Source organism: Desulfomicrobium escambiense DSM 10707 (assembly GCF_000428825.1).
Lineage (GTDB): Bacteria > Desulfobacterota > Desulfovibrionia > Desulfovibrionales > Desulfomicrobiaceae > Desulfomicrobium > Desulfomicrobium escambiense.
This window is the reverse complement of the sequence record NZ_AUAR01000013.1, coordinates 123,256-135,682: the sequence shown is the minus strand read 5'-3', so window position 1 is coordinate 135,682 and position 12,427 is coordinate 123,256. Positions and strand designations below refer to the sequence as shown.

Sequence of the window (12,427 nt, the reverse complement as noted above, 5' to 3'; positions counted from 1 at the left end):
TCCCGCATGTAATTCTCCGTCCGATGCTGGCAGACTGCCACGATAACCTTCGAGGCACAGCAGCGGGAGGATCCATGCCCCATCCGACAGCAGACAGTTCGTGGTTCACCTTCGAGTCCCCGTCCAATCAGGATTTCCGCGTCTACGCTTTTACGGGGGCCGAGGAAGTCCACCGGCCCTATGAATTCGACATCGAACTGGTCCTCGATTCCGCGGCCGTCGATTTCGCCGGGCTTCTCGGCCAGTCCGCCTGCCTGTCCATCGCCGACAAAAGCGGCGGCATACGCCATGTCCATGGCGTCATCCGGCACTTCGTTCAGCTGCACACCTCCAATCTCCGCACTCATTACCGCTGCCTGCTCGTCCCGCGCCTGTGGTTCCTTGGCCTGGTCACGGACCACCGCATTTTCCAGAACATGAGCGTGCCGCAGATCATCGAGCAGATTCTGAAGGAGCAGAACTTCACCGGCGATTCCTTCGCCTTCAAGTGCTTCTTCGACTACGCCCCCCGCGAGTACTGCGTGCAGTACGGCGAGACGAGCCTGCATTTCATCTCCCGCCTGTGCGAGGAGGAGGGCGTCTACTTCTATTTCGAGCATTCCGCCGATCGGCACGTGCTGTGCTTCTCCGACCGGGAGGGAGGGCCGCACATCGGCGGCGAGAGCCGGCTACGCTTCCACCCCGGCGCGGGGACCGAGACGGACACGGCCGTGGTCCGGGAGGTTGAACTAAACCAAACCATCGGCAGCGACGCCTTCACCTTTCGGGAATGGAACTTCGAGAAGACACGCCTGGACCTTCAGGTCGGGCAGTCGGAGACGGATCCGGTCAAGGCCCCGGTCCCCGCCGGCATGACCCTGGAGCGATATCGCTATCCCCATCTCTACCAGGTGCAGAGAGACGGCAAGCGGTACGCGGAAATGGAGTTACAGCGCCACATGAGCCAAAGCCGCTGGGTCGACGTGCGCACCGATGCATCCCGGCTGCTACCCGGCCACGCCTTCGAACTCTTCGGGCACCGCCGCCCGGACCTCAACGCCCGCTGGTGGGTCGTGCGGGTCGAGCATCGCGGCGAGCAGCCCCAGGTCCTGGAGCACGAGGCCCCGGACCGGGGCATGACCTATGCGGCCACTGCCCGGGCCATCCCGAACACGACGCGCTTCGTGCCCGTCTCGGAGCACCCCAGAACCCGCATCCCGGCGACGCAGACGGCCATCGTGACGGGCCCCGCGGGCGAGGAGATCTTCCCGGACCAGTACGGCCGGGTGAAGGTGCAGTTCCACTGGGACCGTCTGGGCAGGCGCGACGAGAACACGAGCTGCTGGATCCGCGTGTCCCAGGGCTGGGCCGGCGGCCAGTACGGCACCATGGCCATCCCCCGGATCGGCCAGGAGGTCGTCGTGTCCTTCCTGGAGGGCGATCCGGACCGGCCCATGGTCACGGGCCGGGTCTACAACTCCGCGAACCCGGTCCCGTACGTTCTGCCCGAACACAAGACGCGCACGGTCTTCAGGTCGTTGTCCTCGCCGGGCGGGGGCGGCTTCAACGAGCTGCGGGTGGAGGACAGGAAAGGGCAGGAGGAGATCTACGTCCACGCCGAAAAGGACGTGAACGTGCATGTCAAGAACGACTGGAAGGAGCACATCCTGCGCGACCGGCACCGCACCATCGACCATTTCTCCTATTCGCTGGTCAAGGGCGAGGATCAACAGACCGTGCAGCAGGACCGCAAGGTCGAATTGCTGTCGGACGAACACCTGACGGTCAGGGGCAGCAGTCACACGCGCATCGGGGAGAAGTGGCTGGTGCGGGCCGGGGACGAGGTCCACCTCAAAACCGGGAGGAAGGTTGTCATCGAGGCCGGCACGGACCTGACCATCAAGGCAGGGGGGAGCTTCATCAGGCTCGACCCGTCGGGCGTGACCATCTGTGGCGTGATAACCCGGATCAACTCGGGCGGCAGTCCGGGCTCTGGCAGCGGCGCGGTCCCGCAGCTGCCCTTGAACAGTTCGGGTGTCGGCAAGAGTACAGAGCCACAAGCACAGAGCGCTTCTTTACAGAAATCAAGACAAACGCCAGAACAAATAGCACAAAGTGTCAATCCCCAAAATAGCACCATAAACTGCGGCTTCTCCGTGGATGCAGTGATCGCCAGATTATACGGAACGGATTCAAATGCGGTATCACCTGCATCCCTGGATGGAACTTTCACTGAAATCGGCAACCGGCACGGCACAAAATTGGTTTGGGGTCACAGCCTTAATGACGCGTTCAATGCTGTACGAGAGGCTGGGCCGGGAGCGACAGCTATCGTTGGGATTGACTATGGAAATGGAAGTTCGCATGTCGTAGTCCTAACCAATGATGATGGAACTCCTACGATTATCGAAGGGCAGAATTGGGGCAGAGGTCTCGGTGCCGGGGCCATTACCTGTCCCACTGCCGCTCAAAACAGATACAACCCTTTTGATGTCGGGATCGGCATGCTGCCGCGACCTGCGTTGTAGTCAAAATAAAGTCAATGTATACCCATATTATGATTATGAAATATAACTCCGACCAGGAAAAAGTCAGCGTCAACTGCCCGCTAACGCTTGCGGATCGAAGGCTTAGTCACAAAATGTTAATAATTTAGGGCTCGAATAATAAAAGGAAGGAAAATGATTACATATGAAGTTGCTCGTGAAATAGCGATAAGGGAGATAGCGAGTTTGAATGCAGAACATGATTTTGTTCTTTTGGAGGAGAAAACAGTTGAGCGGGAATTCGGGTGGATATTTTTTTACGCCACACACAATTATTTGAAAACAATGGATCCTCAGTTTTTAGTGCCTGGAACTGCTCCGATTGTGGTGCACAAAAAAGATGGATCCATAGAACATTTACCTACTTCTCTCCCTCCAAAGGCAGCTATCGAACACTACGAGAAAGAATGGATGGATTGCAATAAATTGCCCGAAAAAGATGATGGATTCAACTGATCGAGAAATAAGCTGGCGGGTCAGGCGAATACGACATGAGCAATCCACGGTTTCGACGTGGCTCACCCTCCCTGACCCAGCCTGCTCTGAACTTCCGGCAGGGAAATCCCGTTCCTCGTCGGGCGTGGAGAGGATCGCTGGCATCATCCCGGGCGGCGATGATGTTTTCAACCAAGGCGGTGACAGGCCCAGTTTTCCCGACCGCGTCGTGTGTCGGAGAGCCGGGGTCTATGCTTTTTTGACGAATTCGGATTTGAGTTTCATGGCGCCGATGCCGTCGATTCTGCACTCGATGTCGTGGTCGCCGTCGACCAGCCTGATGTTCTTGACCTTCGTGCCGACCTTGACCGTGGACGACGAGCCCTTCACCTTCAGGTCCTTGATGACGGTGACGGTGTCGCCGTTCTGCAGCGGCGTGCCGTTGGCGTCCTTGACGACCTTCTCGTCCTGGCCGGATTCTTCGGCCGCATCTTTGGCCCACTCGTGGCCGCATTCCGGGCAGACGAAGGCCATGCCGTCATCGTAGGTATATTCAGAGCCGCACGTGGGGCAGGGGGGGAAATCGCTCATTTCGGTATCCTTGGGCGTATTGAGGGGGAGTGATATTTTGCGATCGGCAAACAGCGGTAACCGCTAGCCGCTCGAACATGTCGCGGTCAATGCGAAATAACGGCTTCCAGGAGCCGGCCGGTTCATTCCGCCCGCCCAAAAAGCTTCCGCTCCGGCGCGTCTGCGTGTAAGCAACGCACCTGGTTGGCGAAGGTGAACCGTCCACGATCTCTCATCTTTTTCAGGAGCGCCTCTATGTCTTTCGCCGTGCTGCAGAGCGCCTTCGGTCTGGCGGCCCTTGTGCTCATCGCCTGGCTTTTATCCGAGAACCGCAGGGCCGTGAAGGTGCGCCTCATCGTCATCGGGCTCGCGCTGCAGTTTGCGCTGGCGGTGATGCTGCTCAAGCTGCCCGTGTTCCGGGATGTGTTCCTGGTGCTCAACCGGGCCATGGCGATAATGGAGGAGGGCACGCGGGCAGGGACGAGCTTCGTGTTCGGGTATCTGGGCGGCGGGCCCCTGCCTTTCGAGGCGCCGCATTCCGGGGCGGCCTACGTCTTCGCCTTCCGCGGGCTGCCGGTCATCGTGGTTACGGCGGCCCTGTCGTCGCTCCTGTACCACTGGAAGATCATTCCCGTGCTGGTCCGGGGGCTGTCCTTCGCCCTGGAGCGGACCATGGGCATCGGCGGGGCCTTGGGCATCGGGTGCGCGGCCAACATTTTCGCGGGCATGGTCGAGGCCCCGCTGTTCGTGCGTCCCTACGTCGGGTCCATGACCCGCAGCGAGCTCTTCACCCTGATGACGTGCGGCATGGCCACCATCGCCGGGACCGTGCTCGTGCTCTACGCGGGCATCATCGCCCCGGTCCTGCCCGACGCCCTGGGGCACATCCTGACGGCCTCCCTGATCAGCGTGCCTGCGTCCGTCCTCATCGCCGGGGTCATGATCCCCGAATCCGGCCAGCCCACCCTGGGCGAGGTCTCGCCCCCATCGCTGAGCCGCAGTTCCATGGACGCCCTGGTGCAGGGCGCGTCCCTGGGCGTGAAGGTCTTCATCAGCGTCGCGGCGCTGCTGGTCGTGCTGCTGGCCATGGTCAGCATGTGCAACCAGCTGCTGGGCCTGTTGCCGGCGATCGGCGGAGAGGCGCCGACCCTGCAGCGCATCCTGGGCTACGTCATGGCCCCCCTGGTCTGGCTGACGGGCATTCCCTGGAGCGAGGCCCATGCGGCGGGCAGCCTCATGGGCACCAAGATCGTGCTCAACGAACTGCTGGCCTACCTGGACATGGCCGCGCTGCCGGCCGGGACCCTGTCCGGGCGCAGCACCCTGATCATGACCTATTCCATGTGCGGGTTCGCCAATGTCGGGAGCCTGGGCATCCTCATCGGCGGTCTGACCCGCATCGCTCCGGAACGGGCCGGTGAGATCGTCGAACTGGGGGCGCGGTCCGTTCTGGCCGGTGTCCTGGCCACCATGATGACCGGCGCCATGGTCGGCGTCCTCATGTGAACGGAGGCATCACATGCGTTTCCACAAGCTGTTTCGACTCATCCCGACCCTGGCCGTCCTGCTCCTGTGCGGCTGCGCCGCGCTGCAGCACGATGGGCCGGCTGCGCCCCAGACCCTGACGATCCTGCACACCAACGACCATCACGGCCGCTTCTGGAAGAACTCCAAAGGAGAATACGGCCTGGCCGCGCGCAAGACCGTGGTCGACCGGGTGCGGGCCGAGACGGCGGCCGGGGGCGGACATGTGCTTCTGCTCGATGCCGGGGACGTCAACACCGGCGTGCCCGAATCCGACATGCTGGACGCCGAGCCGGACATCCGCGGCATGAACGCCATGGGCTACGACGCCATGGCCGTGGGCAACCACGAGTTCGACAACTCCCTCAACGTGCTGCGCAGGCAGCAGGGGTGGATGAATTTCCCGCTGCTGGCGGCCAACATCTACGACGCCTCGGGACAACGCCTCTTTCCCGCCTACCATCTGTTCAGGCTGTCCGGCCTGACGGTGGCCGTGTTCGGTCTGACCACCGAAACCACGGCCATTGTCGGCAACCCGGAGCACATCAGGGGCCTGACCTTTCGTCCGGCCGTGGACGAGGCCCGCGAACTTGTCCCGCAGCTGCGCCGCCAGGCCGACGTGGTCGTCGCTCTGGCCCACCTCGGCTACGCCGAAAGCGAGCTGCCCGGCATTCCGCAGACGGGGTCCGAGATCCTGGCTCGTGCCGTGCCAGGCATCGACCTCATCGTCGACGGCCACTCGCATACGCGGCTGGACGCCCCGGTGATCGAGAACGGCACCGTCATCGTCCAGGCCGGGGAGTACGGCAGATACGTGGGGCAGGTCGATCTGCGCCTTGAAGGGAGCCGGGTGCGCCTGACCGGCGGGTCTCTGCTGCCCGTGAACCTGGGCGGCGAAGCTGTCCCCGAGGACCCGGACATGCTGGCTCTGCTCGCGCCCTTCCAGGAGAAGGGGCAGGACGCCCTGCGCGCGGTCATCGGCCGCGCCGCCGGCGATTTCGCCGCCGACCGCGCCGTCATGCGCAGCACCCAGACCGCCCTGGGCTCCCTGACCTGCCGGGCCGTCATGGACAAGACAGGGGCCGACGCCGTGGTCATGAATTCCGGCGGCATCCGCGCCGGGCTCGCGGCCGGGCCGATCACCTACAAGGACGTGCTGACCGTGAAGCCTTTCGGGAATATCGTCTGCACCGTGGACATGACCGGGGCGGAACTGGCCGAATACCTGCGGCTGACGGCGTCCCTGCCGCCCGGTTCCGGGGGCTTCGCGCAGTTCGGCGGGGTGGGCTTCACGCTGCGCGGGGGGCGCGTCGACGACGTGGTCGTGAACGGCGCGCCGCTGGAAGCCGGGCGCATGTACACCGTGGCCACGGACAGCTACCTGGCCTCCGGCGGCGACGGGTACCCCAGGGTCGACAACCTGCAGGGCTTCGTGAACACGGGTTTCACGGACGCCGACGTGTTGCGGGCGTTCATCGCGCGCCATTCCCCCCTCGATCCGGCAGCCTACGCCCCCACCGGGGCCGTGCGGCGGGAATGATGGTGAACATTCGGAAATCTGTCAGCATTTGGAATTATTGTTCTCTTCCAGACCACCATAATTTTCTGTACTCTACATGTCAGTCCGGTTTGGCTTTCCATGCCGTGTCCGTTCCTTGCGTCGTGGCAGGCGAAAATTTTCGGTCAGGCCCTTTCGGAGTTTGAACAGGACAGCCGCTCCGGACGTATCCGTTCACCTTTGTCCTCGTTGTCGTGAGCCCCTGGATGATCGGAAAACCTAAGAAATTCTCCTTGAGCGACTGGGTGGTCGGTATCGGCCTGCTCATTTTACTGGGAGCCTGGGTCATCGCCCTAGTCGTGGTCCGGCAGGAAAGGTTCACCGAGATCGCGCGTGCCGAACGGCATGCGGTCAGCCTGGCCACGGTCCTCACTGGGCACATCTCGGGCACCATGGGGCGCCTGGAGAGTTCGCTCGCGTCCCTGCGCAGCATCTGGGCGGCCAACAGGGATGTCGCCAAAATGAACGTCCTGTTGCGGCATCACGTCATGTCGCAACCAGACCTCTACAATCTCATCTCCATCATCGACGCTTCGGGCAACGTGGTCGTGACCAATCTCGACGACTTCAACGCGACCTTCAGCGGAGACAGGCCGTTCTTTCTTCACCACCGGGGAACGGCCGGCCGGGACATGTTGGTCGGCGCACCCGTCTTCGGCCGGGTGACGGGAAAGTGGTACATGCCCGTCAGCATCCGCCTGCAGGACCGCCAGGGGAAATTCGACGGCGTGATCCTGGCCTCGGTCAACCCGTATTATTTCTCCACCCTTTTCCGGGAGCTGAACCTCGGCGAGGACGCGCTGGTCTATCTGGCCGGCAGGGACGGCGCCCTCTACAGCGGCATGGGCGAAGCAGGGGAGTTGAGCCTGGATACGGTCGTGCCCACGGAGCTTGCCGATTCCGTGTTCGTCGCCGGGGATCGCTTTCTGGGCGTCGGACAAAGCATCCTGGACGGCGTGGACCGCATTCAGTGCCGCAGCGTCATCCCGGGGAGGGACATGTTCATCTCCGTCGGGCTGGGCCTGTCGGAATCCCTGGCTCAGTGGCGAACCCGGACCATCGTGCTCCTGTCCCTGCTGTTCCTGCTGTCCAGCACCTACGTCCTCCTTCTCGCCTGGCTGCGGCAGGCCATCGTTTCCCGGGAGAAGGCCTCCATGGAACTGGAGCGCTTCTTCACCTCGGTCCTGGACCTGCTGTGCATTGCCGACACGAAGGGTTGCTTCCTGCGCGTCAACGCCCAGTGGGAGAAGACCCTGGGATACACCATGCCGGAAATCGTGGGGCGCTGCTTCATGGACTTCGTCCACCCGGACGACGTTCCGTCCACCCGCGAGGCCATCGAAAAGCTCAAGAGACAGAACGAGATCGAGAGCTTCACCAACCGCTACCGGAGCAAGAGCGGCGAATACAGGCATATCGAGTGGCGCTCTTCGCCCCAGGGCGACCTGATCTACGCCGCCGCGCGCGACATCACCGACCGCAAGGAGGTCGAGGCGGTCCTGCGGCAGAGCAGCGAGATGTTGTCGCTGTTCATCCGGCATTCGCCCATCTACACATTCATCAAGGCGGTCTCCCCGCACGAAAGCCGGACTCTCTATGCCAGCGACAATTACGAAAACATGCTCGGCATCAAGAGCGTCGACATGATCGGCAAGACCATGCTCGAGCTTTTCCCCCCGGATCTGGCCAGCGCCATGACCCAGGACGACTGGAACGTCGTTTCGAGCGGGCAGATTCGCAGAATCGATGAGGATTTCAACGGCCGGCACTACACCTCGATCAAGTTCCCCATTCCGCAGGGGGACAGGATCCTGCTGGCCGGGTACACCATGGACATGACCGAGATCATGCACAACCAGGAGGCGCTGCGCCTGGCCAAGGATGCTGCGGAAACGGCCAACCGGGTCAAATCCGAATTCCTGGCCAACATGAGCCACGAAATCCGCACCCCCCTGAACGGCATGATGGCGACGCTCGAATTGCTCAAGACCACGTCGCTCAGCCCGGAGCAGGAGGGCTTGACGGATACGGTCGTGAGTTCGTGCAACAGGTTGACCAGGCTGCTGTCGGATATCCTCGATTTGTCCCGCATCGAGGCCGGCAAGCTCCGCATCCAGCAGGCGCCCATGTCCATCGGGGATGTCCTGGCCCAGACCGGGGACCTGTTTTTGCCCATCGCCAAGGAAAAGGGGCTTGAGCTGCGTTTCGAGATCGACCCGGCCATCCCTGACTCGATGCTGGGCGACGCGGCGCGTCTGCAGCAGGTGCTGGCCAACATGGTCGGCAACGCCCTCAAGTTCACCCACGACGGTGCCGTCGACGTGTACGCCCATGCCTTGCCGGGCACGCTGAAAAATCCCTGCATGGTCCTTTTCTGCGTCGCCGACACGGGCATCGGCATCAGCGACGAGAGCCTGTCCGGCCTCTTCAATCCCTTTTCCCAGGTCAGCGAGGGGTTCACCCGCAGCTATCAGGGAGCTGGCCTGGGGCTATCCATCTGCAAGCGCCTCGTCGAACTGATGGGCGGGAGCATCTGCGTGGTCAGCGAGCCGGGCCGGGGTTCGTCCTTTTTCTTCTCCTTGCCTTTCGGACCGGCCGGGCCCATCCGCTCCGCGGAAGCGGCCGAGGTGCACGCCTCCTGCACGCTGCTTCCGTCGAGCCTGTCGATCCTGCTGGCCGAGGACGACCTGGTCAGCGCGTACGCCACCGCGCGGCTCGTGGAGAAGCTCGGCCTGGAGGTGCTCCATGTGGTCAATGGCGAGCAGGTTCTGGAAGCCTTGCGGGAGAGGCGGTTTGACCTCGTGTTCATGGACGTGCAGATGCCGGTCATGGACGGAGTGGCGGCAACACGGGCCATCCGGGCCGGCGCGGCCGGGGAGAGGGTGCGAAACGTGCCCATCGTCGCGCTGACGGCCTATGCCATGGACGGGGACAGGGCGATCTTCCTGCAGGCTGGGATGAACGATTATCTCTCCAAGCCCGTTCGCCTCAAAGAACTTGAGGCACAGATCACAAAATGGTTCGTCTGCGATGCGGCCGGGGCGTGACGAACGCGGTCAGCGCCTCGCGCCACCTGCCATGTCCCGTGTCGATCCGCGGGCAAAAGCCCCCAAACGATTCCATGAGTGACAATGGTAATAATTTCCCCTAGTGATTACGTACTACGTTATTGTAGTCCAAAAACGCTCTTGATGTCGTATTTCTGCCCTGCCACAGCGATGAGTACCTGCGTGCCTCATGACGTGTCCGATCCGCAGATTCGCTGGCAACCATTATTTCCACAGACGGGAGGTGTTGGTGGCCGCTGATATGCCGATCTCCGAAACAAATCCGCAAGAAACCAGCTATCTCGCCGGCTCGCCCATGCCCCGAGCGGCTGCCGTAGGCGGCGATGAGCGGGGAGTCCGCTCCCATTGCCGCCGTCTGCGGGGCCTGCGTTGCGTGGCGGAAAGCGGGAAGGGGGGCGCATGACGGACAACGGCCGCGTTCTTTCGGCGGGCATGGGCGGGGCCGGCCGGTCTGGTCCGAGCCTGCGGCAGGAATGGCTGCTCTTTGCCGCCGCCTCCGTGGTTCTCGGGGTGATGTTCGCTTACATGGTCTATTTCAGGCACGCGGTCATCACGGACCGGGAGAAGGATCGCCTCGTCCAGGCCGCTTCCGTGGCCGGGATCATGATCGGCGACCAGCTCGACAAGATCCGCCTGACCCTGGACGGCATCCGCGCGAGCCTGGGTCCGAACCTGACCCCCGACGACGCGTCGGTGCTCTTCGTTAAGGACCGTCTCGGCATCCTGGCCAGCGCCATGACCAGCGTGCACGCCTTGGCCGTGCTCGACGCGCAGGGCACTGTCATCGCCTCGAACCAGCCGCAGTTCATGGGGCAATCCTTCGCCCACCGCGACTACTTCCGCCTTCCCGCAGCCAACCCGGTGCCTGACACGCTCTACCTCAGCCCGCCTTTCGAAACCGTGTCCGGGATCTGGCTCATCGCCATGTCCAAGGCCATCGTCACGGCCGACGGCGCCCTGGCCGGAGTCCTGCTGGTTACCCTTGATCCCAAAGACTTCCGGCTGACCCTCGACGCCGTGCGCAACACGCCGCAGACCTGGGCGGCCCTGGCCCACGGCGACGGCACCATGTTCGTCTGGGAACCCGCCGGGCGTGATCTCGGGGGGATGAACCTGGCCCAGCCCGGGACATTCTTCGAGCAGCACCTGAACGGCAACCGGCCGGCGTCGTTTTTCCAGGGCCTGGTCAAGGCCAACGGGGAACAGTCCATGCTCGCGCTGCGGACCGTGCAGCCCGAGGGTCTGCACATGAACACGCCCCTCGTCATCGGGGTCGGCTCCAGCCTGAAATCCTTTTACACGGACTGGACAGCGTACGCCGTGGGCCATCTCGCCGTCTACATTCTGGTCATCGTCTTCGGCGGCGTGGTCCTGCACCTGACGCAACGGGCCCGGCGTGCCTCGTCCCTGGAGGCTGAGTGGGCGGAAGCGCAGTTGCTCGAATTGAGCGCCGAACTGGCCACTTTCTTCGAGATCACCCCGAACCTCCTGGGCATCGTGGACATGGGCGGCGGCTGCCGGAAGCTCAATCCGGCCTGGGAAAGGGAGATGGAGTACGCGGTCGATGACTTCAGGGAGACGTCCTTTTTCGATTTTTTCCACCCCGAGGACATGGATGGACTGAACGCCGCCATCGATGAACTGCGGCGCGGAGGCAAGGCGCAAAGCCTTGTCGCGCGGTTCAGGAAAAGAGACGGGCAGTACAGGCATCTCGAATGGTCCCTGGCTGCCCGTCACGAGACCCTCTTCGTCGCCGCCCTCGACGTGACCGACCGCGTGGCGGAGGAAACCAAGCTGCAGATGATGGCCTATCACGATCGCCTGACCGGACTCCCCAATCGGGTGCTGTTCTTCGACCGTCTGCGGCAGGTCCTGGCTGCGGCCAGACGGGGAGGGAAAAAGGCGGCGGTCATGTTCATCGACCTGGACGGGTTCAAGGACATCAATGACACTTTCGGCCACGACGCCGGCGACAAGGTGCTGCAGACCGTGGCCAAACGCCTCGTGCGGTTGGTGCGCAAGGCCGACACGGTTGCGCGCCTGGGCGGGGACGAGTTCGTCGTGCTTCTGCACGAGGTGGGTTCCGCCGACGACGCAGCGAACGTTGCGCGCAAGGTCCTGGAGTCCGTGGCCGAGGAAATCCCCTTGGGGCGCGGGAGTGCGGGCCGTGTCGGAGCCAGCATCGGCATCAGCGTCTGGCCGGACAACGGCGCAAGCGTGGACGACGTGCTCGTGGCCGCGGACATGGCCATGTACCAGAGCAAGAAGTTGGGGAAGAACCGCTTCACCCTGGCCCTCGAAGGCTGTCCCGGCCACGATGGGGTCTGCTTTGGTGACGCGTATCTGGTTGGCATCGACCTCATCGATGCCCAGCACCTCGAACTCGCCGACATCGTCAGCAACCTCTGCAAGGCTCTGCGGGAAGGGCAGGGGCAGTCCGCGGTCCTCGGGTTCTTCGACGACCTGCAGTCGTGTACTGAACACCATTTCGCAACGGAACACGGGCTCATGGTCCGGCATGGGTTTCCCGGCCGCGCCGGTCATGACGAAAGGCACCGAAGCCTTCTGCTGGAACTGCGCGACATGAGGCCCGAACTCTCCAAGGAAGGCGCGCTGTTCCTGACGGACAAGCTGCGCCACTGGCTTCTGGAACACATCCTGGAACAGGACAAGATCCTTGGCGCATTTCTGAAAGGTCGCGGGGATGCCGGATCCGCCCCCGGTTGATTTTCACGCCGTGAACAACC

At 62.9% G+C, this 12,427-nt stretch carries 7 protein-coding genes; 6 read left to right on the top strand and 1 reads right to left on the bottom strand.

What is annotated here, in order from left to right; genetic code table 11:
• Window positions 1-74: 74 nt before the first annotated feature.
• Together G394_RS19000 and G394_RS20805 are read left to right on the top strand one after the other, a co-directional pair.
• Window positions 75-2,507, top strand: a complete 2,433-nt coding sequence (locus G394_RS19000) for a type VI secretion system Vgr family protein (RefSeq protein WP_051307144.1) — start codon at window positions 75-77, stop codon at window positions 2,505-2,507.
• 153 nt (window positions 2,508-2,660) lie between these two features.
• Window positions 2,661-2,981: a YrhB domain-containing protein gene (locus G394_RS20805; protein WP_084435580.1), complete on the top strand. Its 321-nt coding sequence runs from the start codon at window positions 2,661-2,663 to the stop codon at window positions 2,979-2,981.
• A 228-nt stretch (window positions 2,982-3,209) separates the two neighbouring features.
• Here G394_RS20805 and G394_RS0111675 read toward each other — a convergent pair whose 3' ends face one another.
• Complete coding sequence (locus tag G394_RS0111675; protein ID WP_028577808.1) at window positions 3,210-3,551, bottom strand: zinc ribbon domain-containing protein YjdM; 342 nt, start codon at window positions 3,549-3,551, stop codon at window positions 3,210-3,212.
• Between the two features lie 234 nt (window positions 3,552-3,785).
• Here G394_RS0111675 and G394_RS0111670 point away from each other — a divergent pair, with 234 nt between their 5' ends.
• The 4 genes from G394_RS0111670 (at window position 3,786) to G394_RS20275 (ending at window position 12,407) form a co-directional block, all read left to right on the top strand.
• Window positions 3,786-5,036, top strand: a complete 1,251-nt coding sequence (locus G394_RS0111670) for a NupC/NupG family nucleoside CNT transporter (RefSeq protein ID WP_043775629.1) — start codon at window positions 3,786-3,788, stop codon at window positions 5,034-5,036.
• A 13-nt stretch (window positions 5,037-5,049) separates the two neighbouring features.
• Window positions 5,050-6,594, top strand: a complete 1,545-nt coding sequence (locus G394_RS0111665) for a bifunctional UDP-sugar hydrolase/5'-nucleotidase (protein WP_028577806.1) — start codon at window positions 5,050-5,052, stop codon at window positions 6,592-6,594.
• A gap of 224 nt (window positions 6,595-6,818) precedes the next feature.
• Window positions 6,819-9,659 carry an ATP-binding protein gene (locus tag G394_RS20280; protein WP_084435578.1) on the top strand — a complete coding sequence of 947 codons (2,841 nt, stop codon included), beginning with the start codon at window positions 6,819-6,821 and terminating at the stop codon, window positions 9,657-9,659.
• 420 nt (window positions 9,660-10,079) lie between these two features.
• Complete coding sequence (locus G394_RS20275; protein WP_051307142.1) at window positions 10,080-12,407, top strand: diguanylate cyclase domain-containing protein; 2,328 nt, start codon at window positions 10,080-10,082, stop codon at window positions 12,405-12,407.
• The last annotated feature ends 20 nt before the right edge of the window (window positions 12,408-12,427 follow it).

What these genes read in the sequence shown, in the direction of transcription:
- G394_RS0111675 (WP_028577808.1), bottom strand. Translation starts at nt 3,551, where the DNA reads ATGAGCGATTTCCCCCCCTGCCCCACGTGCGGCTCTGAATATACCTAC.
- G394_RS20280 (WP_084435578.1), top strand. Translation starts at nt 6,819, where the DNA reads ATGATCGGAAAACCTAAGAAATTCTCCTTGAGCGACTGGGTGGTCGGT.
- G394_RS0111665 (WP_028577806.1), top strand. Translation starts at nt 5,050, where the DNA reads ATGCGTTTCCACAAGCTGTTTCGACTCATCCCGACCCTGGCCGTCCTG.
- G394_RS20805 (WP_084435580.1), top strand. Translation starts at nt 2,661, where the DNA reads ATGATTACATATGAAGTTGCTCGTGAAATAGCGATAAGGGAGATAGCG.
- G394_RS20275 (WP_051307142.1), top strand. Translation starts at nt 10,080, where the DNA reads ATGACGGACAACGGCCGCGTTCTTTCGGCGGGCATGGGCGGGGCCGGC.
- G394_RS19000 (WP_051307144.1), top strand. Translation starts at nt 75, where the DNA reads ATGCCCCATCCGACAGCAGACAGTTCGTGGTTCACCTTCGAGTCCCCG.
- G394_RS0111670 (WP_043775629.1), top strand. Translation starts at nt 3,786, where the DNA reads ATGTCTTTCGCCGTGCTGCAGAGCGCCTTCGGTCTGGCGGCCCTTGTG.